The following is a 24,446-nucleotide window of genomic DNA, read 5'->3' as shown; positions in this document are numbered from 1 at the left end:
CGGGCGATGCAATCGCGTCACCCGCCTCCCATCAGCGTGGCGAATTGCCGATCAGTGGCCCGATGCGCCAGCCGCACCGAGGCCCGTTTCAGAGCGAACCTGCTGCGCGGCGAACGACGCCTTCTCGTTCTTGGCGCGAACGCTGCTATCGAGCACCGAGAACAGCCACACGCCCACGAAGCCGATCGTCATCGAGAACAGCGCGGGCGACGTGTACGGGAACCACGCCGAGCCCTTCGGATAACCGAGCGTGGCTTCCCACACCGACGGCGAAACGATCGTCAAACCCACCGACGAGATCAGCCCCAGGAACCCGCCAATGACCGCACCGCGCGTGGTGCAGCCCTTCCACAGCATCGAGAGGAACAACACCGGGAAGTTGGCCGACGCCGCCACCGCAAACGCCAGCGACACCATGAACGCGATGTTCTGCTTCTCGAAAGCGATCCCGAGCAACACGGCAATCACGCCGAGCACCAGGGTGGTGATGCGCGACACCCTCAGTTCATCTGCGCTGTTGGCCTTGCCGTGCTTGAAGACCGTGGCGTAGAGATCATGCGACACCGCCGAAGCGCCCGACAGCGTGAGACCCGCCACCACCGCAAGGATCGTTGCAAATGCCACGGCCGAAATGAAGCCGTAGAACACATCGCCGCCGACCGTCTTGGCCACCAGCACGGCTGCCATGTTGGCCGTGCCCGCGCCGCCCTTGATGACGCCCTTGGCCACGTCCGACAGTTCCGGGTTCGTCAAGACCAGCGTGATCGCACCAAAGCCGATGATGAAGATCAGGATGTAGAAGTAGCCGATCCAGGTGGTTGCCCAGAAGACCGATTTGCGTGCTTCCTTGGCATCGGGCACCGTGAAGAAACGCATCAGGATGTGCGGCAGACCAGCGGTGCCAAACATCAGCGCCATGCCGAACGAGATGGCCGAGATCGGATCCTTGATGAAGCCCCCCGGCGCCATCACAGACAGACCGATCTTGGCTGCCTCATCGGGCGATTTGCCGGCATTGGCTGCAATGGCCGTCTTGACCTGCACGGCCTTGGCGAACAGCGCTTCCAGGCTGAAGCCGTACTGCGCCATCACCATGATCGCCATAAAGGTCACGCCGGCAAGCAGCATGCACGCCTTGATGATCTGCACCCAGGTGGTTGCGGTCATACCGCCAAAAAGCACGTAGACCATCATCAACGCGCCCACGATGACCACCGCGATCCAGTAATCCAGCCCGAACAGCAGCTTGATGAGCTGGCCTGCACCGACCATCTGAGCGATCAGATAGAACGCCACCACCACCAGCGTGCCAACTGCGGCAAAGCTGCGGATGGGGCCTTGCTCAAACCGGTAGCCCGCCACGTCCGCAAAGGTGAACTTGCCGAGGTTGCGCAGCCGCTCGGCCATCAGGAACGTGATGATCGGCCAGCCGACCAGAAAACCGATGGAATAGATCAGGCCATCGTAGCCGGAGGTCATCACGGCCGCCGAAATGCCCAGGAAGGACGCTGCCGACATGTAGTCGCCCGAGATGGCCAGGCCATTCTGGAAACCGGTGATACCACCGCCCGCCGTATAGAAATCTGCCGCGGAGCGCGTACGCTTGGCTGCCCACTTCGTGATCCATAGCGTGCCGGCCACGAACACTGCGAACAGCACGATGGCCGTGGTGTTGGTTTCCTGCTTGGCGGTCTGTCCGACATCGCCGCCGGCAGCCAGAGCTGCTCCGCAGGCGCCAGCGGCCAGCAGCGCCACCAGCAGAATCGAAAGCATCTTCTTCATTTGGCGACGTCCTTCAAGATGTCCTGCGTCAGTTGGTCGTATTCGCTGTTGGCCCGGCGCACGTAGATGCCGGTAATGACGATGGTGAAGACGATGACCGCCATACCGACGGGCACGCCCACGCTCATCACGCCCGTGCCCACGGGCTTGGCGAGAAACGCCTTATCGAACGCGATCAGCGCGATGTAGCCGTAGTACACAGCCAGCATCAGCACTGTCAGAACGATTCCGAGCTTGTTGCGCCGCTGTTTGAGCTGCGCGTATTTCGGATGCGCCTCGATTTTTCCTACCAATCCATCCTGCATCGCCTGTCTCCTGGTTTGCTTTTGGAATGTGTGCGGCGATTCTGGATAGCGAAACTGACTGAACTCTTACTCACGCCGCCGGTGGCGGTTTCCTGCGATAGTGGTTTTCCCTAGCGCCGCAAAACAACGTAAGAAACAGTGCGCAACGTCCAGCAGCAAATGGGCCGCGGGCCGGGTCCCTTCGCCCCAAACGACGGTGGCAACGCGCGTGCATCTTGTGCGTATGCACATTCGCAGGAGGCGCACATACCGGCTGGCACTGCGGGCACAAGGCGGCTCCCGGATGATGCAGCGCACGCATCCCACTGAAGGATCGAGGCGAGTCCAAGTGCTTGATTTTCTTGAAATCTCGGCCACCGATCGCGTGCATTGAAAAGCACATGCCTGTCAGAACGCCGTAAGTTTCGGCTCCCACAATCGTTGACACTTCCGCGGGCGAAAAGCGTTTGCGTTGTCATGTCCGTGCCCAGCGGGACGACCTACGAAAAAAACAGGAGACAACATGGCAACCGTGCAAAGTGCACCGAACGCGCCCGCTGGGCGTGTACAGCCCGCGCCCATGACAAAGGAGGAGAAGAAGGTCATCTTCGCTTCGTCGCTGGGGACGGTGTTCGAGTGGTACGACTTTTATCTCTACGGCTCGTTGGCGGCCATCATCGCCAAGCAGTTCTTCTCGGGCCTGGACCCCACGGCGGGCTTCATCTTTGCACTGCTGGCGTTTGCCGCCGGCTTCCTGGTGCGCCCGTTCGGCGCGCTGGTGTTCGGCCGCCTGGGCGACATGATCGGGCGCAAGTACACGTTCCTGGTGACCATCGTCATCATGGGTACGTCGACATTCGTCGTCGGTCTGCTTCCGTCGTACGGCACGATTGGCGTTGCCGCACCGGTCATTCTGATCGCGCTGCGCATGCTGCAAGGTCTGGCGCTGGGCGGTGAGTACGGTGGCGCTGCCACGTATGTCGCCGAGCATGCGCCGCACGGGCGTCGCGGTGCCTACACGTCGTGGATCCAGACGACGGCTACGCTGGGCCTGTTCCTCTCGCTGGTCGTCATCCTGGCCGTGCGTGAACTGACCGGCAAGGCGTTCGACGACTGGGGCTGGCGCATCCCGTTCCTGGTTTCGATCCTGCTGCTGGCAACGTCGGTGTACATCCGTCTGTCGATGAGCGAGTCGCCCGCGTTCCAGAAGATGAAGGCCGAGGGCAAGACCTCCAAAGCCCCGCTGACGGAAGCTTTCGGCCAATGGCGCAACCTGAAGATCGTGATCCTGGCGCTGCTCGGCCTGACCGCCGGCCAGGCGGTGGTGTGGTACACGGGCCAGTTCTACGCGCTGTTCTTCCTCACGCAGGTGTTGAAGGTCGACGCCTTCACGGCCAACGTGCTGATTGCCGTGGCGCTTGCCATCGGCACGCCGTTCTTCGTGTTCTTCGGGTCGCTGTCTGACCGCATCGGCCGCAAGAAGATCATCATGGCCGGCTGCCTGCTGGCGGTGCTGACCTACTTCCCGCTGTTCAAGGCGCTCACGCACTACGCCAACCCGGCGCTGGAGCGCGCCCAGCAGACTGCGCAGATCACCATCACGGTCGACCCGAAGGAGTGCTCATTCCAGGGCAGCCCGATCGCCCGCGAGGTGGACTTCCGCTCGTCGTGCGACATCGCCAAGCGCACGCTGGCCCAGTCGTCGGCCAGCTACGAGACGGTCGAAGGCCCAGCCGGCACGGTCGCTTCGGTCTCGATCGCGGGTAAGCAGATCACCTCGCTCAACGCCACGCGCACGGCAGACGGCCAGAACTTCGACGCCGACAGCAAGGCCAAGATCGCCGACTTCAAGAAGCAGGTGAGCGAATCGCTCAAGGCAGCCAACTATCCGGCCAAGGCCGATCCCGCCCAGATGAACACGATCATGGTGCTGGTGATCCTGGTGATCCTGGTGATCTATGTGACCATGGTCTATGGCCCGATCGCGGCGATGCTGGTGGAGATGTTCCCCACACGCATCCGGTACTCGTCGATGTCGCTGCCGTATCACATCGGCAACGGCTGGTTCGGGGGCCTGCTGCCGACCATCTCGTTCGCCCTGGTGGCCCAGAACGGCAATATCTATCACGGTTTGTGGTACCCGATCTGGATCGCGGCCATCACCTTCGTGATCGGTGTGCTGTTCGTGCGTGAAACCAAGGATGTGGATATTTATCGCAACGACTGACGCAGGGGGTTGACATATTCGCCGAAGACGGTAGAATCCCGCTTCTTCGGCGAATTAGCTCAGTCGGTTAGAGCGACGGAATCATAATCCGCAGGTCCGGGGTTCGAGTCCCTGATTCGCCACCAAACACCAAAAAGCCCTGCTTCGGCAGGGCTTTTTGCTTTTCTGCTGCTTCCGTGCGTCCCTAGCCCCGCATAGGGGGCCAGGCTACGCAAGCGCCTCGGCGTACGCAGGCGCCGCAGCGGCAACCGCCAACACCCAATCCGTCGTCAACGCCGGCTGCGTCACGGGCAGCATATGGCCGCCGTCAATGATGCGCAGGTTCACGCGATCGAGCTTCTGCTTGAGCGCTTCGCCCTGGCGTTTGACGTTGAGGATGCGATCACCGCGACCGTACAGCACGTCAACCGGCACGGTCATCGAGGCATAGCGGCGTTCCATGTCGGGCAGATCTTCCGGCGCAGAAACGAGATCCGACGATGCCGCATAGAACACGTGCGGACGCAGCCCCAGCAAGCCGCCGCCCTTGAACGGGAAATCCCTCGGCATGGTTTCAGGCGCGAACACCGCGGCGATCGCCTTGCGAGAACTGATGATCGACAGGGGAATCGCAAGCGTCCATGACACCAGCCTGCGCACCAGCGGCGACGGCAACACCAAGCCCCCGAACGCACCGGGCGGCGCGCTCTCAGCGTGCGTGAGAGGCGCGATCAACGCGAGCCGGCGAACGACGTGCGGATGGTTCAACCCCACCGCCAGTGAAATTGCCCCACCAAGCGAATGCCCCGCCAGCACGGGCTTGTCGAGTCCAAGCTTCTCGATGCACTGCGCGACCATGCGCGCCTGCGCGTAGATGTTGGCCGGCGATTCCGCCCCGCGCACGGACCGCCCTGCCCCCGGCCGATCGATCACGATCACGCGATGCGAACGCGCCAGCCGATCCATATCCAGATACGCAAAGTTGCGCAGGTTGCCGCACAAGCCATGCACGAACACGATGGCGGGGCCTTGGCCACGATCGGTGTAATGCACGCGGTCTGCCCCGACATCAATGAACTTGCCTTCAGGCGGAAACCCTTTTGTGACGCGGCGCGCGATAAAGAAAGTGAACGTAATAGGCGCCAGGAGTGCAAATGCGATGACGCCAAGAATGGTGCTGGTCATTGTGTCCCCGATGCGGCAGGCGGTTAAGCGGGCTGTGCCGCGCCGATCGGATGGGCGCGGCGTTCAAACTGCATGGCGCTGTCGGCCAGTGTGCCGAACTTCAGCATCATCAGATCGCGCGCGTAGTTCTGATACGACTTCCACGGCTGCTTGTCACCCTGTTTGGGCAGGATGGCCGCGGCGCGCTGGATGTAGCCGGACGTCAGATCGACGGCGGGCTCGCGGCTCATGGCTTCGTCGTCCAGACGCGGCACGCAGGTATCAAACCCGTTGGACTGCATGTGGTTGAGCAGCCTGCAAACGTACTGCGCGATCAACTCTGCCTTCAACGTCCACGACGCATTCGTATAGCCGAACGACGACGCCAGGTTCGGCACGCCGCTGTACATCATGCCCTTGTACGACACCGTCTCGGCCAAATTCACAGCACGCCCGTCGACGGTGATGGCCGCACCGCCCAGCACCTTCAGCTTGAGCCCTGTGGCGGTCACGATTACGTCCGCATCCAGATGCTCGCCGCCCTTGAGCTGCAAGCCGGTCGGCGTGAAGCGCGCGATTTCGTCGGTCGCAATCGACGCCTTGCCCGCGCGGATCGTCTTGAACAGATCGCCGTCGGGCACGAGGCACAGACGCTGGTCCCACGGGTTGTAGCGCGGGGTGAGGTGTTTGCGCACGTCGAAGCCGGGGCCGATCTGCTTACCGGCCATGCGGATGATGAAGTCTTTGAATGCCTTGGGCTTGCGGCGGGCGAGGCTGTAGAAGTACATCGTCAGCAGCACGTTCTTCGTGCGCACCAGCCGGTGAGCAAGGCCCGACGGCAGCCAGCGACGCAACGTGTTGGCCACGGCATCCTGCTCGGGCCGCGAGACGATGTACGTAGGCGAGCGCTGCAGCATCGTCACGTGCTGCGCGCTGCCGGCCATCGCGGGCACAAGCGTGACGGCCGTGGCGCCGCTGCCGATCACCACCACACGCTTGCCGGCATACGACAGATCGTTCGGCCAATGCTGCGGATGGACGATTCGGCCCTGGAACGCGTCCATCTCGGGCCACGTCGGGGCGTAACCCTCTTCGTAGTCGTAGTAGCCGCTGCACATGTAGAGGAACTTGCAGGTGAACTGCACCGGTTCCTCGCGGGCGCCATCGCTGCGCTTGGCTTGCACGGTCCAGCGCGCGGCGGTGGAATCCCAACTCGCACCCGTCACCTTGTGGCGGAAGCGGATCGATTTGTCGATGCCGAACACGCGTGCGGTGTCGCGGATGTAATCGAGGATCGTCTGGCCGTCGGAAATGGCTTTGCTGCTATGCCACGGCCGGAAGCTGTAGCCGAGCGTGAACATGTCTGAGTCGGATCGGATGCCGGGATAGCGGAACAGATCCCACGTGCCACCGATGGTTTCGCGCCCTTCAAGGATGGCGAAGCGTGCCGACGGGCAGCGCTCGCGCAGGTGATACGCCGCGCCGATGCCCGAGAGGCCCGCGCCGACGATGAGCACGTCGAGGTCTGTATCGGGTGCGGTTGCCCGATTGCGGGGCGCGCCCGGGCTGGCGCTTCGCTCCATCGTCGTATCCATGCGGTCTCCTGTTTGCAGCCGTGGGGCAGGCGTGGCAAATTTCGTACTAAATGTGGTGTGATTCGTCACCACTTTAATTTTTGGCCGTCCTGACGTCAAATAGCGAAATGGAGAAAACACTTGAAACGGCCGACGCACCCGCCAAGAAAGGCCGCCCGTATGGCGGTGTGGCGCCAGAAGCACGTGCTGCAGAACGCCGGGATGCGTTAATCCGCGCCGGCACGCGCGTCTTCGGCACGGTGGGTTTTCGGAAGGCCACCGTGCGGGCGATCTGCCAGGAAGCGAGGCTCAATGACCGGTACTTTTACGCCGCATTCGACAGCACCGAAGCGCTGCTGCGCGCGACCTACCAACAACATGCCGAAGACCTGCGCGCGCAGGTGTCAGAAGCCACCGCCGCTGCGCAAGGCACGCTGGAAGCTCGTATCGACGCCGGCCTGCACGCGTTTTTCGCCTTCTTGCGTGACCCTTGCGCGGCGCGCGTGCTGCTGTTGGAAGTAATGGGCGTGAGCCCGGAAACGGACGCGACCTACCAGCGCAACCTGCTGGAGTTCGGCAAGCAAATCATGGCGAATGCCCAACTGCCCGGCACCCACAATGACGACGATGCCGGGCTGCGCGCCGATCAACGCATCATCGGCCTGGCGCTCGTGGGTGCCCTGACCAACGTCGGTGCAGCATGGCTTCTGACAGGCTATCGCGATCCCGAAGACAAGATGGTGCGCAACTGCCGGCAGGTTGTGCTCGGCACGTTGCGCGCCATGCTGGGCGCTTAAGCCGTGCCTTCCGGCTTGCCCAGCCGGACCACGGTGACGCCGGGCGCCAGATGCCGCAGCGACGGCTGCAGCAGCACGCAGTTATCGTACGGCGTAATGATCTGCAGTTCTCCATCGGTGGCGATGACGGTGCCCGCGCGCTCAACGGTTTCCATACCGCGATAGTCGTCGGCAAAGCGGAAGGCCGTGGATTTGGCGACCACCGGATCCGTCACACGAATGCAACGCACATCCAGCGCGGGCGCAATCCCCAGCCAATCCGATACCGTCGATGGGTCGACGGTGCCGAGCGCTACCAGGAAACGCGCGCACGCGTCCAGTGCCACATCGCGGCTCGCGCATTCAAAGTGCTGGCCGCATTCGATCAGCAGCGCGTTCTTCGGGCTGGCGGCATCCCCAAAGCCGCCGTAATCGCGCAGGCGTCGGCCCGCAGCATGGCCGGCATCGATCATAAGGTGCGAAGGCGCACCGACCTGCCGGCCCAACGCGACGCTTTTCGCATGCGGACCAGTCAGCATCAGCGGTTCCGCCTTTTCGTGCATCGAGTGAATATCGAGCAGATAGTCGACCGTGTCGATCACCGGGCGCAACTCACGCGCGCGACGCAGTTCCAGCGTGTTGCCGGGGCCGTCGAGCTTGTCGGCAGACCACACGCGGTTCAGGTCTTCGTCGATAAATCGCGTGGCATCCGGATCGTTGATATCGAAACGCTCGTACGCCTCCACATTGGCGAAAGACAGCGTGAGGCGGCCACGCGCCGGCCGCACGCCGGCCGTCAGCAGCGCATCTACCGCAATCGCCCCGCACAGCTCATTGCCATGCGTGAGCGCGTTGATCATCACGTGCGGGCCAGACATCCCGCTGTCGAACGTATGTACGTAATCAATGCCGTGCGTGCCGGCTTTCCAACGGCGGATATCAGGCTTGTGCAACTCGATCGGGTAGACCGGCAGCGTGGCGCGCAGCGCCTCCAGGGTCATCATGCGAAATCCTTCGGTGTGACGAGAAGTCTGTTCAGGTTCGGTGCGCAGGAGCGCTCCCGCGCAGCATCCACAGCGAGGTCAGGCTGATCAGCGTGGTCGCAAACACATAAAAACTTGGCGACGTCTTGATGTGCGTAACACCAATCAGCCACGTAACGATCAGCGGTGAGAACCCGCCGAAGATCGTTACCGAGAGGTTGTAGCTCAGCGCCAGCCCCGTGCCGCGCGTACGCGTCGGGAAGATGTCGGCAAGGAGCGCAGGCAGCGGCGCCAGGATGGCGGCCAACAGCACGCCCACAATCGCCTGCATGATCAGCAGCGTCCAGAACGTCGGTTGCGCGACCAGCGTGGCAAACATGGGATACGTCGACAGCGCAATCACCACCATCGCAATCGACACCACGCGGATGCTGCCGAAACGATCCGCCAGCAACCCGAACGCCGGCGCCATCACCATCAGCATCGCGCCGGTGATCATCGTGCAGACCAGCGAGGCACTGGTCGCAATGTGGAGTTGATTGATGGCATAGGTCGGCATGTAGACCTTCTGCACGTAATTGAATGCGGTGACGGCCACCACCACGCCCGCGCCCAGCAGCAGTCCGGGCAGACCCTGCGTGAGCGTGTCGCGCAGCGGCGAGCGCTCCTGCAGCGCTGCCGACGCTTCCGCCTGCATGGCCATGAACTCCGGCGTTTCCGGCGTATGACGGCGGATGTAGACGCCAATGGGGCCGATCAGCAAGCCGAACAGAAACGCCACGCGCCAGCCCCATGACTCCACCTGGGCGGTGGTCAGCGCATAAGTCAGCCATGCGCTCAAGCCTGCCGCCAGCAATGTGGCAAGGCCCTGCGTGGCGGCCTGCCAGCTCGCGTTGTAGCCCATGCGCTTGCCGTTGGCGTGCTCGATCATGAACGCCGTGGCCGAACCGAATTCTCCGCCGGCCGAAAAACCCTGCAGCAGGCGCGCCACGATCACGATGGCCGGCGACCACAGCCCGATCGACGCATACGTCGGTGCAAACGCGATCATCGCCGTGCCCAGCATCATTAGGAGGATCGACCACGTCAGCGCGGCCTTGCGGCCCACGCGGTCTGCATAGCTGCCAAGCACCATCGAACCGAGCGGCCGCATGATGAACGACACGCCAAACGTGCCGACCGAGAGCATCAGCGAGCTCCACGCATCGCCCGTCGGGAAAAACAGCTTGCCGATGGTGATGGCGAAATAGCCATAGATCAGCAGATCGTAGTATTCGAGCGCGTTGCCAACGCTGGCTGCCAGTACGGCACGCCAGGGCGCGGGATGTCGATGGGTGTCGGTGGCGCGTGTGGATGCGCCGCTCGCATTGAGGGTGTGCGCTGGCATGGTTGTCTCCCCGTGGTCTGTGCCGGTCCGCCTGTTTTGCTGGATTGCGCTGGCGGGCGAAGGTTGCGGAGGAGTCTAGGTGCCGCGCCGATGCGGCTTGTGCCGTTTCGGCACAAGGTTGGGCTTTTTGCGATGCGCCTCAGGGGAGGTCGGTGCGGGCGTTGTTGTTGGCGTTGTCAACGGCCAGTTGCCATACCTCGTCAAGCAGCGCGCTCTGGTTGCTGCGCACGCGCATCATGCGGATGTTGACGTGGATGTGCCAGGCATCATCGCCGGCGGGGCGGAGTTCACCCGCATTCAGGTGCGGCTTGGCCAGGCGATACGGCAGCCAAGCCATGCCGAATCCACGCAGGGCCATCTCTTCCACGGCCTCGTAAAAATCGGCCTGAAACACGGGCTGCAGATGCGCCTTGCGATCGGCGGCAGCCAGATGGCTGTCGAGCATCTGCCGCAACGTCAGCCCCCGCGCAAAGGCCAGCCACGGCAGCGGCGCGGCGGCCGAACCGGGCAGCGTGAAGCGCGGGCGGCCGCGCTTGTCAGGCGCGCTCACCGGCACGAGCGTCTCGCTGCCCAGCGTGCAATGGTCGTACTTGCGCGGATCGAGCAGCGCATCGGCCTGCGGGCTGGCGTAGGCGATGAGCAGATCGACGGTGCCATCGGCAAGAGCCAGGACGCCTTCCTGTGTGCCGCCCGTCGTCACGCTGAGCGGAAACACGCCGCGTTGGCGTGCCAGCGCTTCATACCAGCCCGGGACGAAGGTGCGCGCCAGCGTACGCCCCGTGCCGATCTTGAGCGCCACGGGCAATTGCGCCTCGCGCAGCAGCAAGCGCGCATCGTTCAGGCCGTCGACGGCATTGGCCGCCGCATCCAGAAACAAGCGCCCCGCCGCCGTGAGCGTGACCGGATGCTCGCTGCGCTCGACCAGCGCGGTGCCCACCCATTCTTCCAGCGCCTTGATCCGTCGGCCGAATGCGGGGTGCGTGACGTTGCGGTTCTCGGCCGCGCGGCTGAAGCTGCGGGTCTTGGCCAGTTCCTTGAAGTCTTCCAGCCATTTGATCTGCATGGCGCGTCCGGTTTGTGTGGTGGGCGTGAGGTCTGCGCATTATCTCCGCAGCGTGCACGAACAGCCTTAACGTGCGTGCCGTATCGTTATCATCCTGAGCAAACGATCTGCCACGCTTCATGACCGCACCCCGCCCGCTGACCATCGGCATTGCCGGCGCCGGTAACGCCGGCCTCGCCGCCGCCATCGCGTTTGCCCGTCACGGGCACGACGTGCACGTCTTCGAAAAGCATCCGCAGTTGACCGCCATGGGCGCGGGCCTGCTGATCCAGCCGCAGGGCATCCGCGCGCTGGAGGCACTCGGCGTGGGCCGCGAGCTTGAGGGTATCGGCGCGCCGATCGACCGACTGATCGGTCTGAGCCATCGCGGCTGGCGGCTGCTCGACATTGACTACGCCGATGCACCCGGCCGCGCCGTCACGCGGCACGCGCTGTCATCCATGCTCTATGACGCCGCCTTGCACGCAGGCGCATCATTCCACTTTGGTTGCGCGATCCAGCAGTTGCTTTTTGATGGCCCACGGGCGCGGGTCATGCACGACCAGGGCGAATCGGTCTTCGACCTGTTTGTGATTGCCGATGGCGCGGCGTCTGCGCTGCGTGAACCTGCAGGCCTGGCCGGCCCGTCGAGCACCTACCGATGGGGCACGCTGTGGTTCCAAGGATGGGTGGACGGCTGGAACCCGCGCGTGCTGCAGCAGCGCTTTCGCGGCACGCGCGAGATGATGGGCCTGCTGCCCACTGACGTGGATGGCAGCCGCACGCGCCTGTCGATGTTCTGGAGCCTGCCCGGCGATGCCGTCAACGCCTGGCGCCAGACCGACATCACGCAGTGGAAGGCGCATGTGCTGAGCCTGTGGCCGCAAGCCGCGCCCATGGTCGAGCAGATTGGCTCACACGACGACATGCCTTTTGCCGTCTATCGCCACACATGGCCGCGCGCGCTGGCCAAACCGCCCTACTGCGTGATCGGCGATGCCGCGCATGCCATGAGCCCGCAGCTCGGTCTGGGAACCACGCTAGCCGCGCAAGATGCCCTGGCAATCGCAGCGTGCGTGCACGCGCATGGCGCCACCGATGGCGCCCTCGCCTATCACGCCCGTCGTCTGCGTACCGTGCAGGCCTATCAGACGCTGAGCCGTGCGCTTACGCCATGCTTCCAGTCTCAATATGGAGGCTGGATGCGAGACGTGGTGTTCGCAACCGGTTTGCGCATCCCGGGTGTTGCATGGCTGATGAAACGCAGCCTGGCCGAACCGCCCGCTCGCGACGCCGCATTCGCCCCGGCCGCCGCTTCCACGACTGCCAGCGAAAAATCACAGGCATGACACCACGCCGTCGATCACCATGAGCCTGCTGCACACCTTCCTTCCAGAGCATCAGTTCAGCGAGCAACACCGCATACGCGTCAATGCAGCACCAGCGCGCGTGCTCGACATGGTTTCGCAACTTGACGTTACCGATTTCCCGCTGGCCCGAATGTTCCTGCACTTGCGCGCCATCCCGGCGCGCATCGCCGCCGCGATGGGCAGGCCCAATGCGCGACGTATCGATGCCGGATTCGGCCTGCACGATTTCACGGTACTTGGCCGCGATGGAGATCGCGAATTCGCGCTGGGCCTGGTCGGTCGCTTCTGGGAAGCTGCCGGAGGGCTCGTCCGCATTGAAGCCAGCGCATTTCGCACGTTCTCGGAGCCAAACATCGCCAAGCTGGTCATGACGTTCGTCGCCGAACCCGACGGCGCCGACACGCTGCTGACCACGCGCACGTGCGTGCATTGCTCGGACACACCGGCACGCCGCCGCTTCACGCCTTACTGGGTGCTGATCCGCATCCCGAGCGGACTGATCCGCCGGATGATGCTGCAGCGGATCAAGCAACTCGCGGAGGCACGCGACGCCCCGCTTATACGTCCAGAATGACCAACGTACCCGCGCTGCCAGGATCCACGCTGTGCGGCACGCCGGCGGGCACGACGTACAGCTCGCCGCGCGAGACCGTCACCGCATCGCCGTCGATGCGCAGGCGCAGCTCGCCATCGATCACAAGCAGACCTTCTGCATAGTTGTGCACTTCGTCGGGATACGGCGTGCCGTCCATGCGCAGCACCTTGAAATTGCCACCGCCAAAGCGCTCCAGCACGCAAGAGGACCATGCGTGCGGCAGCGCGTCGGCCTCTGCATTGAGATTCACAAGCGGCACACTGGCCTCGCTCAAATAATGAGAGGCATCGAGCATACCAGCCGATAGAAAACAAATTGGGCGCCGCCGCGTTTCAGCGGTAGCGCCCAGCCTGGGTTGCGCGATCGGCCTGCCCTTAGACGCCGTACGACGCGACCTCCATGTCCGACAGCCCATTCATGTCGTCCGCCGGCTTCAGGTGATCCACCCGATAACCGTGCTTGTACACCGCCACCAAGCGCACCTCGTTTTCCGGTTCGATATTCAGCTTCATACGGATGCGCGACACGTGGCTATCGATCGTGCGCGTGTACTCCGACGAGTTGCGGCCCCACACCTGCCCGAAGATGTGGTCGCGCGACAGCGTGCGGCCCACGTTCGAGAACAGCAGCAATGCCAACTGAAACTCAATCGCCGTCAGCGCAACGCGCTCGCCGTGCAGCGTGACCTGCTGGCGCTGTGGATTGAAGTGGTATGGCCCCACCGCGAACGGCAGGCGGCCATACGGAATCGGATACGCACGGCGCAGTAGCGCATCGACACGCGCACGCAGCTCGGCAATACGGAACGGCTTGGCGATGTAGTCGTCGGCGCCGTGCGTGAGTGCGCGCACGAGGCTCTTTTCACCTTCTTCGGCCGTGACGAACAGGATCGGCAGGACCTCTCTGTGGCGGCTGCGCACCACGCTCAGCACGTCGATACCGAGCATGCCCGGCGTGTGCCAGTCGAGAATCAGCATGTCGTACGACGAGCGTCCCAGCATGCGCAGCAACGTCGCGCCATCGCTGTAGGTCACCACGTCGTGGCCCGACTGGGACAGGATCTGGACGATGACTTCGCTTTGGAAGGGATCGTCTTCAAGCAAGGCGATACGCATGTTCTGCTCCGTGGAAATGACGCACATGCGCGCTGGAGGGTGCGGGCGTGATTGCGCCCGAACAGTCGCGTTCAGCACGATCCGTTGCATGTGTTACGTGTCTGCAATTTTCATGGCGAGGTTTGCTACGAACCATGAGAAGAGTCCTAATTTGTGAAGACCCCTGGAGCCACGCAATGCCGTATCCACTCCGCGGAATGTGGACAAAAAAATGCCCGGACGACGAGGTCCGGGCGGCGGTGCTTCCCACGACGTGACGGGATCGGAAACACCCAAGGGTCGCATGTGCCGGACACATCGCAGTGCACCGGGGGGAAACACTGGGACGCTTACGGGGGGTGACGTCAAGGAGGGTCCGACGTACTGGTCCGCACATGCGAAGCGCATGATGCCGTGCGATATGCGTATGCGGAGCACTCGTGACAACATTTGACGCGCCCGGCTTCCGGGCCGCGACACCTCAGGTGGGATCAGCGTTTTCCAGCTCTTGCCGAATCGACTCGGTCAGCATGTCGATCAGCAACCGAACGCGTTTGGGAACGAACCGCGCGGATGGCGTGACGAGGTTGATCGGCTCGCCGCTGGTTGCGTAGTCGGGCAGCACGCGCACGAGGCGCGGCAGCGGCGCGTTGGCGCGCGCCACGGCACTTGCGTACAGCGGCAGAGGGCCAATGCCGGCGCCCGACGCAATCAACGTTTCCAGATAGATGAGGCTGTCTGAATTCAGACGCGCGCGCACGGCCACGGTTTTCAGGCCATCGGGGCCGACGAGGCGCCATTGCGTTTCGCCGCGGCCCGTGCCGCGAAAATCCAGGCAGCAATGGTCGGCCAGCCCTTGCACGGTGTCCGGAGCCCCGCGACGCTGCAGGTAATCGGGCGAGGCGAACAAGCCGATGCGCAATACGCCAAGCGACCGCGCCACGAGCGAACTGTCGGCCAAGCGCCCGACGCGGACGGCAAGGTCAAACCCTTCCTGCACGAGATCGACATTGCGCGGCGTCAGTACGACGTCCAGATCGATGTCCGGGTACTGCTGCATGAAGCGCGCCGCCACGGGCGCCACCAGCAGGCGGCCGACGTCTTCCGAAGACGTGATCCGCACCTTGCCGCGCGGCAGGTCTTGCAGTTCGCCGGCGCAGGTCGTGGCGCGTTCGATGTCTTCCAGTGCATGCGACGCAACCTGATACAAACTCTGGCCGGCGTCGGTCAAATGCAGCGTGCGCGTGGTGCGCTGTAACAGTCGTACGTTCAAATCCTGTTCAAGCGCCGCGATGCCCCGGCTGACGGACGATTTGGGCAAATCGAGCCGCGTTGCCGCTGCCGTGAAGCTCCCCGCTTCAACCACGCGCACGAATAGCGCCAATTGGTTCAGATCCATGGTTTCCTCCTCTTATCGTGATGCGCGCCGGCCTGGGATTATGATTGTCTCGCCGGGAGCAACATTTTTTCCCACAATAACCGACTAGTGCAAACCGGGCAACCACCCTACATTTGGCATATGACAAATGCCCGATTTCAGGAGAACAACATGGAAACCCTCGTGCAACCGCAAGTGCAGCAAATGCAACGTGGCCGCCGCGTAGAGCGCATCATCACGGGCCGCCCCACCTCCGACGGCGCGGGCGTCAAGCTCACACGCGTGCTGACGAACAACCTGCAACGCCGGCTGGACCCGTTCCTGATGCTGGACGCGTTTCGCAGTGACGACCCGAACGACTATCTGGCCGGCTTTCCCGACCACCCGCACCGTGGCTTTGAAACGGTGACGTACATGATCGCGGGCCGCATGCGCCACCGCGACAGCGCCGGCCACGAAGGCCTGCTGCAACACGGCGGCGTGCAATGGATGACCGCCGGCAGCGGTGTCGTGCACTCTGAAATGCCGGAACAGGAAGATGGCGTGATGGAAGGCTTCCAGCTGTGGCTGAACCTGCCTGCCCGCGACAAGATGACGACGCCGTGGTACCGGGACATTCCGTCGAACGAGATTCCCGAGTTCACGACGGAAGACGGCGTGGCCGTGCGTGTCATCGCTGGCGAATCGCAAGGCGTGCAAGGTGCGATGACGCGTGAAGCGACACAGCCGCTGTATCTGGACATCACGCTGCCAGCGGGTGCGTCGTTTGCGCAGCCGCTGCCGGCCGGGCACAACGCGTTCGTCTACGTGTTCCGTGGCAGCGCGCTGGTGGGCGATGCCGAAGCATCTGGCAACGCTGGGCTGCAGCGCGTGGAAGACAAGCAGATGGCCATCCTCGCTAATACGGAAGGCGCCGATGGCGTGGTCATCCGTGCGGGAGATGCTGAGGCGCGCGTACTGCTGGTGGCTGGCAAGCCGCTGAACGAGTCGATTGCCCAATACGGCCCGTTTGTGATGAACACGCAGGAAGAGATCTTCCAGGCTGTTCGAGACTTCCAGGCCGGCAAGTTCGCCTAAGCCCAAGCCCCAAAGAAAAACCGCCGCTCGGTTTCACCAGAGCGGCGGTTCGTCCAACAGCGCGATCTGCTCGCGCAATTCCAACACCCGGTCCTGCCAGTAGCGTTGCGTGTTGAACCACGGAAACGCGGCAGGAAACGCCGGATCATTCCAGCGACGCGCCAACCATGCGCTGTAATGCAGCAAGCGCAGCGTGCGCAGCGCTTCCACCAGATACAGCTCGCGCGTGTCGAATTCGCAGAAGTCTTCATAGCCGGCAAGCAGGCTGGCGAGCTGCGATTGCATCGACGCGCGATCGCCCGAGAGCAGCATCCACAAGTCCTGCACGGCGGGGCCGGTGCGGCTGTCGTCAAAATCGACGAAATGCGGGCCCGCGCTGCGCAGCGGATCACCCTGCTTGGCGTCGGCTTCTTCGATCCAGAGGACGTTTGAAGCGTGGCAATCGCCGTGCAGGCGCAGCAGCGAAACGTCGCCCGCGCGGTCGTAGCAGCGGCGCACGCCGTCGAGTGCGGCGTCGGCCACACTGCGCCAGGCCGGCAACAAATCGGGCGGGATGAAATCGTGTTTGAGCAGCCAGTCGCGCGATTGCACGCCGAAGGTGTCGATGTCGAGTGCGGGCCGGGCCAGGAACGGCCGCTGCGCGCCGATGGCGTGAATGCGACCGAGGAAACGGCCCATCCATTCCAGCGTGTCGTCGCGGTCGATGGCCGGCACGCGTCCGGCACAGCGCGGGAAGACGGCGAAGTGCCAGCGCTCGAACGTGTGCAGCGTGCGGCCGTCGATTTCCAGCGGCGCGATCACGGGGATTTCCGCCGCCGCGAGTTCTGCCGTGAAGGCATGCTCTTCGACGATCTGCGCTTCAGTCCAGCGGCCCGGGCGGTAGAACTTGACCACCACTGGCGCGCTGTCTTCCACGCCGGCCTGGTAGACGCGGTTTTCGTAACTGTTGAGCGCGAACATGCGGCCGTCCGGCATCAGCCCGACCTGCGCCAACGCATCGAGGATGCTGTCGGGCGTCAGGCCATCGTAGGGCGCTTCAGCGGATGCCGGTTGGCCGTCGTCGTGCATGAACGTCAGGCTTTACGGCCGCCGAGCAACGCAGCCGCCTTGGCAAACAAACCGTTGAACGGCTGCTTGGCCGGCTGTCCCTTGTGGGCTGGCTGCGCGGCTTGCGTGTTCGATGCCCGGCGTTGTTGTCCACCCTGCCCGCCTTGCCCACCGCCCTGGCCTTGGCCTTGGCCATTACCCTGACGTTGGCCGCGTGCTTGCGATTGACCATTGCGCGGCTTCGGCGCAGCTTGGCCGTCACGTTGACTGGGCTGACCTTGCGCCTGGCGTTGGCGGCTGCCGGCACCATTGCGACCCTGGCCTTGGCCTTGATTCTGGCCCTGGCCCTGGCCCTGGCTGTTACCGCTCGACTCGCGACGCGGTTCGCGAGGCTCATGCGGAGCCCGCGGCTCGCGCGGCGTAGCGTTGCCGCTGGCCTGGCGAGGCTGCTGGCTGCGCCCACCGCCCGAACGACCACCGCGCGCGTTGCCGCCACGGCCTGCCGAGTTGCGCCCGTTCGGAATCGGCTCGGCCGCGATGGTCGGGTCCGGCTCGAAACCTTCCAGCACGGTACGCGGCAGTTCGCGCTTGATGAGGCGCTCAATGTCGCGCAGCAAGCCGTGCTCGTCCACGCAGACCAACGAGATCGCCTCGCCTTGTGCACCCGCGCGTCCGGTGCGGCCGATACGGTGTACGTAGTCCTCGGGCACGTTCGGCAAGTCGAAGTTCACCACGTGCGGCAGTTGGTCGATGTCGATACCGCGCGCGGCGATATCGGTGGCAACCAGCACGCGCAGCGTCCCAGCCTTGAACTCCGACAGCGCACGCGTGCGTGCCGCCTGGCTCTTGTTGCCGTGGATCGCCAGCGCCGGAATGCCGTCGCGCGTGAGCTGCTCGGCCAGGCGGTTGGCGCCGTGCTTGGTGCGCGTGAAGACGAGCACCTGGTGCCAGTCGTTGTCGCGCACAAGCTTGGCCAGCAATTCGCGCTTGCGCTCGCGGTCGACCGGGTAGATGCGTTGTTCGACTGTTTCGGCTGTCGTGTTGCGGCGCGCGACTTCGATCAGCGCCGGCTTGTCGAGCAGGCGATCGGCCAATTCGCGGATGTCGTCGGAGAACGTGGCCGAGAACAGCAGGTTCTGGCGCTTGGGCGGCAGGATGTTGAGGATCTTGCGGATGTCGTGGATGAAGCCCATGTCGAGCATGCGATCGGCTTCGTCCAGCACCAGCAGTTCAATGTGCGACAGATCGATGGTGCGCTGGCCGACGTGGTCCAGCAGGCGGCCCGGCGTGGCCACGACGATATCGACACCGCGCTTGAGCGCATCGATCTGCGGGTTGATGCCGACGCCGCCGAACATCACCATCGACTTCAGCGGCAGGTATTTGCCATAGGCGCGCACGCTTTCTTCGACCTGCGCGGCAAGCTCACGCGTGGGCGTCAGCACCAGCGCGCGGATCGGAAAGCGCATGCCCTGCGGCGTCTGCACCTTGTTGGGCTGCGAGGCAGACAGGCGGTGCAGCAGCGGCAGCGTGAAACCGGCGGTCTTGCCGGTGCCGGTCTGTGCACCGGCGAGCAGGTCACCGCCCTTGAGAATAGCGGGGATGGCCTGGCGTTGAATCGGAGTGGGTTCTGCGTAGCCGAGTTCGGCCACGGCGCGTACCAGCTTGTCTGACAAGCCGAGTTCGGAAAACGACATGGAAAAGCGATTGGACCGGCGTGTCCCGCGCATTCGTTCGTGCGCCAATCGTGGACAAAGCCTGGGTAGGTGACGGGGCGACTGGACCCCGGGGACTGCATGAAGGGCGCTAGTTTAACAGGTGATGGTGTTTACCCCACCGGCGCCCGCAATGCCGCCAACGGCGCATTCACCACATCCCCGAGCCGCTCGGCCAACGAATACCGCGCCATATACCGCCGGAAATGCGCTAGGAACGCGTCTTCGGCTGGCGCCAGACGCCGCTCCTTGTGCCACATCAGGTACAGATCGATGTCGGCAACGCCCTCTTCAGGCGGCAGCCGCCACAAACGCTGCTGCGCCACATCGTCCGCCACGATGTGCTCGGGCAGGCAGCCGATCCCATACCCCGCAAACACCAGCCGCTTGATCTCGTCCAGGCTCGGTGACGTGGCGACGATGCGGCCGGTGAATCCCTGCTGATCCCGAAACACCGCCAGCGGCGATAGCGCATCGCCCAATTGGTCGCTCATGAACGAGACAAAGTTTTCGCCGAGCAGATCGCTGATCGACAAGCCCGTCCGCCCGAACAACCGGTGATGCCGCCCGCAGAACACGGCATAGCGCTGGCGCAGGAACAGTTGCCGCTCAAGCTTTTCGACGGGCGTGCGGCACAGGCTCAGCCCAATGCCCGCGCGCTTCTGCGCAAGCGCATCGAGGATGTCCGTACTGCGCATCACTTCCACCTGCAGATCCACGCGCGGGTGATGGCGATGGAATGCCGCTAGGCATTCGTCGTACACGCCCGACTGGATGCGGCTGACCGTCAGCAGATGCAGCACGCCACTCACATCGTCTTGCGGTTCACCCAGCTCTGAGCCGAGCCGCGACACATTGCCGTAGACATCGGTGGCGATGCGCAACACGTCTTCGCCAACGCGCGTGAGGCGAAAGTGCGAGCCGCGCCGCTCAATCAACGTGTGGCCGAGCTGGTCTTCGAGACGCCGCAGCGCGAGGCTGACCGCCGGCTGCGTGATGTGCAGCCGCACCGCCGCGCGACTGATGCTCCGCTCGTGGACGATGGTGAGAAAAGTGCGCAGCAGGTTCCAGTCAAGCCGGTCGCTGACCAGGGCGGGATCAAGGGCGGACGGATCCATGGCGGCGAATATGAGTTGAATTTATACAAACAATAAGTATTCAGAATTTGACTAATACCCGTCAAGCGGCAATAAACACGCATCGTCGCCTTGAAGCGGCGGGCTAAAAAATCTGTGAGGAGCTACACCATGCAACCGTCTCAACCCGGCGGGCGCCAGCCTGCGCGCGCGGCCACCGCCGCCTTTGTCGGCACCATGATCGAGTGGTACGACTTCTACATCTACGCCACCGCTGCTGCGCTCGTGTTTGGGCCGCTGTTCTTTCCGGGTGGCGACCCGTTCCTGAGCACGCTCGCTTCGTTCGGCACGTTTGCCGTGGGCTTTTTCGCACGGCCCCTGGGCGGCATCGTGTTCGGCCACTGGGGCGACCGCATCGGCCGCAAGAAAGCGCTGATGATCACGCTCACGATGATGGGCCTGGCGACCATCGGTATCGGGCTGCTGCCGACACATGCCACCGCTGGCGCGCTTGCGCCGGTGCTGCTGGTGCTGCTGCGCGTGGTGCAGGGCATTGCGGTCGGTGGCGAATGGGGCGGCGCGGTGCTGATGGCGGGCGAACACGCGCCCAAGGGCCGCCGCACATTCTTCGCATCGTTTGCACAGCTCGGCAGCCCGGCCGGACTGATTCTCTCGCTGCTGGCTTTCCGCCTTGTCACGTCGATGGACAAGGAAGCGTTCATGGACTGGGGCTGGCGTCTGCCATTCCTCGCCAGCGCGGTGCTGCTGCTCGTGGGCGTGGCGATCCGCCTGGGCGTGAACGAGTCGCCCGAGTTTGCGCAGGTGCAGGCGCAGCGCAAGACGGCCAAGCTGCCAATCGCCGAAGTCTGGCGCACGGCTCGAGTGCCGGTGCTGCTTTGCATTGGCGCCAACACCATCGGCATTGCGGGTGTGTACTTCACCAACACGTTCATGATCGCGTACACGACGCAGTATCTGTCGCTGTCGAAAACGCTGATTCTCGATTGCCTCTTCGTGGTGGCGTTCATCCAGTTTCTCGCGCAGCCGCTGGCGGCATGGCTGGCGGAGAAGCTTGGCAGCGCACGCTTTCTCAAGCTGATGGCGCTGCTGGCAATGGCATCGCCGTATCCAATGTTCCTGCTGGTGCAGACGCGCCAGGCGCCGCTGATGGTGCTGGGCATTGCGCTGGCCGTGGTGTGCATGGCGAGCTTCTACTCGGTCATTGCAAGCTTCGTGTCGGGCGTGTTCGAAACGCGCGTGCGGTATTCGGCGATCTCGCTGTCATACCAGGTGTGCGGCGCGGTGGCGGGCGGGCTCACGCCGCTGGTAGGCACCGTCCTCGCGCAGCGCTTCCATGGCGAATGGTGGCCGCTGGCGGTGTTCTACACGCTGCTCGCTGGCATCTCACTGGTGTGCATTGCCGCCATCGATGTGCGCCAGCGCGGTCGTGCAACTGCCGGCGAGGCAGTCGGCGCATAACAGTCTCCCCACCCTTGTTTCACCCATGCTGACGTTCTTTCACCCTGAACAGCTTCTGCACCATCCGCAGAGCTACTACTCGCGCGGCAAGATGCGCACGCCGCAGGAAGTGCCGGAGCGCGCGCTGAATCTGCTGCAGGCGGCGCGCGACCTCGGCTTTACCATTGCGCGCCCCGAAGACCACGGCATCGCGCCGCTCACCGCCGTGCATGGCGAGCCTTATCTGCGCTTCCTGCAGGACGCCCATGCCGACTGGCTGCGCCTGCCCGAAGACTGGGGCGACGAGGTCATGTCCAACATCTTCGTGCGCGAACCCAATGCGCTGCGCGGCGTGCTGGCCCAGGCCGCGCGCTATCTGGCAGACGGCAGTTGCCCAGTCGGCAAGAGCACATGGCGATCGGCGTATTGGTCGGCACAGAGCGCAGCAGCCGGCGCGCAAGCCATCCTCCATGGCGAGCGCACGGCCTACGCGCTGTGCCGCCCGCCCGGCCACCACGCGCGCCGCGAAGCAGCCGGCGGCTTCTGCTACCTGAACAACGCCGCAATTGCCGCACAGGCGCTACGCGGCAAATTCAAGCGCGTCGCCATCCTCGACACCGACATGCATCACGGCCAGGGCATCCAGGAGATTTTCTACGACCGTGCCGACGTGCTGTACGTCTCCATTCATGGCGATCCGACCAATTTCTACCCGGTCGTCGCCGGCTTTGATGACGAGCGCGGCACAGGCGAAGGCCTGGGCCTGAACGTGAACCTGCCGATGCCGCATCGCTCGCCGGAATCGGTGTTCTTCGACAAGCTAGGGGATGCGATTGCCGCACTCGAGCGCTTCCAGCCCGATGCGCTGGTGCTCTCGCTCGGCTTCGACATCTATCGCGAAGACCCGCAATCGCAGGTGGATGTTTCGACGCAGGGGTTCGGCCGGCTTGGCCAGGCCGTCGGCGCGATCGGGCTGCCGACGCTGGTCGTCCAGGAAGGCGGCTATCACCTGCCTACCCTTGCACAGAACGCCGCCGCATTCTTCGGCGGCCTGACATCGCTCCATCGGCCAGCCGGCTGACCCGCCCAGGTCACCACAGGGGGGCGCAAACCTCGCTCCAGTTTTTCGATGTTTGCGCCCACTCACTTTTAAAGCCACGTGTTTCATACGTTGGCTTGGCCACCGTCTCCGCTCTAGAGTGCCCGCTCGAATTGGGCGCTTGGCGTTTTCAAACGTCTGTTCCTAACATGCCCGGGCAACCCCATACACATGTTTGAATCGTACGTTCGAGCGCTGCACTGCAGCAATCGAGCCCGATATCAGGCCTAAAAAACGAGGTAGGAGACATGGGACGTCCTGGAGCAGGAGACACCAAGGGCCGCATTCTGGAAGCCACCGAACTGCTGTTCATCGAGTTCGGCTACGAGGCGATGTCGTTGCGGCAGATCACGGCGCGCGCCAAGGTCAATCTGGCCGCAGTCAACTATCACTTCGGCAGCAAGGAAGCGTTGATGCAGTCGGTGCTGGGGCGCCGGCTTGACCCGCTCAACACGCGTCGGCTAGCGCTGCTGACCGCGTGCGAAGAACGCTGGACCAAGGAACAACTGACCTGCGACCACGTGCTCGGCGCGCTGTTTGTGCCGGCGCTGCAGATGGCGCGCAACCCCGACACCGGCGGCCCTGCGTTCCTGCGCCTGATGGGGCGCGTGTATTCCGACACCTCACCGTTCGTGCAGAACTACCTGCTCGGTCACTACGCGCTGGTGTTCGATCGCTTCTTCGAAGCCTTCTCGCGTGCGCTGCCGCACCTGCCGCGCGCAGAACTGGGCTGGCGCCTGCACTTTGCGCTCAAGGCGCTTGCCGGGGTGCTGGCCGGCGACGACCTCAACAACCTGCTGCCGCTGTTCACGCAGGGCAAAACGATGAACGATGCCTCGCTGCTGGCACGCCTGACGGCGCTGGTGGTGGCCACGCTCAACGCTCCCCTGCCCGGCGAGGCCGGTGCGCTCGATCAGGTGGTCGAACTGGCCGAAGCCCAGGTGCCCACGCCCGTCGCGCAAGCGGACGATGCCGCCAATGGCAACGACAGCGGCAACGGCGGTTCAGGGCGCCACGCCGGGCACGGCAACGGCCGCAGCGCAGAACGCAGCCCGACGCACACCACTGCCTCACCCTTTGCCGGTGACCTGTTCGGCCGCACACCCGCCGCTCGCGCAAGCGCCGACGACGCCACAGACGACCACGACGATCTCGGCGCCGATGCACACGACGATCATCACGGCGATGACAGCGATGGCGATGGCCCCGCGCCCTCCGCGCGCACCCGGGCATTGGCCGTTCGCCGCAGCAATGCGGCTCGCGCAATCTTCCCGGCCAATCCGATGCGCCCGTGGCGCAGCCCTAACGCCTGACAACCCAGGCCCGGCCCCGATCTCCC

General features: G+C 64.0%; 21 protein-coding genes and 1 tRNA gene. 9 read left to right on the top strand and 13 right to left on the bottom strand.

The window, feature by feature from the left end; all coding sequences use genetic code 11:
* Positions 1-51 precede the first annotated feature (51 nt).
* Both ACTJK4_RS03715 and ACTJK4_RS03710 read right to left on the bottom strand, forming a co-directional pair.
* Entirely contained in the window at positions 52-1,782 is a 1,731-nt protein-coding gene (locus ACTJK4_RS03715; protein ID WP_316868369.1) for a cation acetate symporter, read from the bottom strand.
* Positions 1,779-2,087, bottom strand: a complete 309-nt coding sequence (locus ACTJK4_RS03710; RefSeq protein ID WP_232042039.1) for a DUF485 domain-containing protein — start codon at positions 2,085-2,087, stop codon at positions 1,779-1,781. Before ACTJK4_RS03710 ends, ACTJK4_RS03715 begins: the two co-directional genes overlap by 4 nt.
* A 502-nt stretch (positions 2,088-2,589) precedes the next feature.
* Here ACTJK4_RS03710 and ACTJK4_RS03705 point away from each other — a divergent pair.
* Together ACTJK4_RS03705 and ACTJK4_RS03700 are read left to right on the top strand one after the other, a co-directional pair.
* A complete protein-coding gene (locus ACTJK4_RS03705; RefSeq protein ID WP_232042038.1) occupies positions 2,590-4,293 on the top strand; it encodes an MFS transporter in 1,704 nt (567 codons plus the stop codon).
* A gap of 48 nt (positions 4,294-4,341) precedes the next feature.
* A tRNA-Met gene (locus ACTJK4_RS03700) sits at positions 4,342-4,418 on the top strand.
* Between the two features lie 82 nt (positions 4,419-4,500).
* On the opposite strand, the gene ACTJK4_RS03695 is transcribed toward ACTJK4_RS03700, so the two are convergent.
* The gene (locus ACTJK4_RS03695; RefSeq protein WP_316868366.1) at positions 4,501-5,457 is read right to left on the bottom strand and encodes an alpha/beta fold hydrolase; all 957 of its coding nucleotides are present in this window, start codon (positions 5,455-5,457) and stop codon (positions 4,501-4,503) included.
* Between the two features lie 23 nt (positions 5,458-5,480).
* On the bottom strand, positions 5,481-7,019 hold the full coding sequence (locus ACTJK4_RS03690; RefSeq protein ID WP_316868962.1) for a flavin-containing monooxygenase: 1,539 nt from the start codon (positions 7,017-7,019) through the stop codon (positions 5,481-5,483).
* A gap of 119 nt (positions 7,020-7,138) precedes the next feature.
* Between ACTJK4_RS03690 and ACTJK4_RS03685 the strand changes: the two genes are divergently transcribed.
* The gene (locus ACTJK4_RS03685; protein WP_440816093.1) at positions 7,139-7,807 is read left to right on the top strand and encodes a TetR/AcrR family transcriptional regulator; all 669 of its coding nucleotides are present in this window, start codon (positions 7,139-7,141) and stop codon (positions 7,805-7,807) included.
* Here the strand turns inward: ACTJK4_RS03685 and ACTJK4_RS03680 are convergent.
* The 3 genes from ACTJK4_RS03680 to ACTJK4_RS03670 form a co-directional block, all read right to left on the bottom strand.
* Positions 7,804-8,790, bottom strand: coding sequence for a M14 family metallopeptidase (locus ACTJK4_RS03680; RefSeq protein WP_440816090.1), 987 nt, complete (start codon positions 8,788-8,790; stop codon positions 7,804-7,806). The two genes, ACTJK4_RS03685 and ACTJK4_RS03680, sit on opposite strands and share 4 nt — an antisense overlap.
* A 31-nt stretch (positions 8,791-8,821) precedes the next feature.
* Positions 8,822-10,156, bottom strand: coding sequence for an MFS transporter (locus ACTJK4_RS03675; protein WP_440816087.1), 1,335 nt, complete (start codon positions 10,154-10,156; stop codon positions 8,822-8,824).
* Positions 10,157-10,295: 139 nt separating this feature from the next.
* Complete coding sequence (locus tag ACTJK4_RS03670; RefSeq protein ID WP_440816084.1) at positions 10,296-11,219, bottom strand: LysR family transcriptional regulator; 924 nt, start codon at positions 11,217-11,219, stop codon at positions 10,296-10,298.
* A gap of 119 nt (positions 11,220-11,338) precedes the next feature.
* Here ACTJK4_RS03670 and ACTJK4_RS03665 point away from each other — a divergent pair, with 119 nt between their 5' ends.
* Entirely contained in the window at positions 11,339-12,547 is a 1,209-nt protein-coding gene (locus ACTJK4_RS03665) for an FAD-dependent oxidoreductase (protein ID WP_440816081.1), read from the top strand.
* Positions 12,548-12,566: 19 nt separating this feature from the next.
* Positions 12,567-13,142 (top strand): hypothetical protein, encoded by a 576-nt coding sequence (locus ACTJK4_RS03660; protein WP_440816079.1) that lies wholly within the window; start codon positions 12,567-12,569, stop codon positions 13,140-13,142.
* Here ACTJK4_RS03660 and ACTJK4_RS03655 read toward each other — a convergent pair.
* The 3 genes from ACTJK4_RS03655 to ACTJK4_RS03645 all read right to left on the bottom strand — a co-directional run bounded on the left by ACTJK4_RS03655 (position 13,126) and on the right by ACTJK4_RS03645 (position 15,656).
* Entirely contained in the window at positions 13,126-13,458 is a 333-nt protein-coding gene (locus tag ACTJK4_RS03655; protein ID WP_316868352.1) for a cupin domain-containing protein, read from the bottom strand. The genes ACTJK4_RS03660 and ACTJK4_RS03655 overlap by 17 nt on opposite strands.
* Positions 13,459-13,537: 79 nt before the next feature.
* Positions 13,538-14,278, bottom strand: a complete 741-nt coding sequence (locus ACTJK4_RS03650; protein WP_232042005.1) for a response regulator transcription factor — start codon at positions 14,276-14,278, stop codon at positions 13,538-13,540.
* A gap of 460 nt (positions 14,279-14,738) precedes the next feature.
* Positions 14,739-15,656, bottom strand: a complete 918-nt coding sequence (locus ACTJK4_RS03645; RefSeq protein ID WP_260803034.1) for a LysR family transcriptional regulator — start codon at positions 15,654-15,656, stop codon at positions 14,739-14,741.
* Positions 15,657-15,806: 150 nt separating this feature from the next.
* Here ACTJK4_RS03645 and ACTJK4_RS03640 point away from each other — a divergent pair, with 150 nt between their 5' ends.
* The gene (locus ACTJK4_RS03640; protein ID WP_316868350.1) at positions 15,807-16,712 is read left to right on the top strand and encodes a pirin family protein; all 906 of its coding nucleotides are present in this window, start codon (positions 15,807-15,809) and stop codon (positions 16,710-16,712) included.
* A 33-nt stretch (positions 16,713-16,745) separates the two neighbouring features.
* On the opposite strand, the gene ACTJK4_RS03635 is transcribed toward ACTJK4_RS03640, so the two are convergent.
* The 3 genes from ACTJK4_RS03635 to ACTJK4_RS03625 all read right to left on the bottom strand — a co-directional run bounded on the left by ACTJK4_RS03635 (position 16,746) and on the right by ACTJK4_RS03625 (position 20,592).
* Positions 16,746-17,780 carry a serine/threonine protein kinase gene (locus ACTJK4_RS03635; protein ID WP_232042002.1) on the bottom strand — a complete coding sequence of 345 codons (1,035 nt, stop codon included), beginning with the start codon at positions 17,778-17,780 and terminating at the stop codon, positions 16,746-16,748.
* 5 nt (positions 17,781-17,785) lie between these two features.
* Positions 17,786-19,456: a DEAD/DEAH box helicase gene (locus ACTJK4_RS03630; protein ID WP_316868347.1), complete on the bottom strand. Its 1,671-nt coding sequence runs from the start codon at positions 19,454-19,456 to the stop codon at positions 17,786-17,788.
* Between the two features lie 131 nt (positions 19,457-19,587).
* Complete coding sequence (locus tag ACTJK4_RS03625) at positions 19,588-20,592, bottom strand: LysR family transcriptional regulator (RefSeq protein ID WP_232042000.1); 1,005 nt, start codon at positions 20,590-20,592, stop codon at positions 19,588-19,590.
* Between the two features lie 129 nt (positions 20,593-20,721).
* Between ACTJK4_RS03625 and ACTJK4_RS03620 the strand changes: the two genes are divergently transcribed.
* From ACTJK4_RS03620 to ACTJK4_RS03610, 3 genes are all read left to right on the top strand, one after another.
* Positions 20,722-22,029 (top strand): MFS transporter, encoded by a 1,308-nt coding sequence (locus ACTJK4_RS03620; RefSeq protein WP_440816072.1) that lies wholly within the window; start codon positions 20,722-20,724, stop codon positions 22,027-22,029.
* A 25-nt stretch (positions 22,030-22,054) separates the two neighbouring features.
* Entirely contained in the window at positions 22,055-23,089 is a 1,035-nt protein-coding gene (locus ACTJK4_RS03615; protein ID WP_440816069.1) for a histone deacetylase family protein, read from the top strand.
* Positions 23,090-23,355: 266 nt separating this feature from the next.
* On the top strand, positions 23,356-24,420 hold the full coding sequence (locus tag ACTJK4_RS03610; RefSeq protein WP_260803040.1) for a TetR/AcrR family transcriptional regulator: 1,065 nt from the start codon (positions 23,356-23,358) through the stop codon (positions 24,418-24,420).
* The last annotated feature ends 26 nt before the right edge of the window (positions 24,421-24,446 follow it).

It is taken from the genome of Ralstonia sp. 22111, assembly GCF_052045895.1.
In the GTDB taxonomy this organism is placed as follows: domain Bacteria; phylum Pseudomonadota; class Gammaproteobacteria; order Burkholderiales; family Burkholderiaceae; genus Ralstonia; species Ralstonia wenshanensis.
This window is presented reverse-complemented; position numbering and strand designations above follow the sequence as displayed.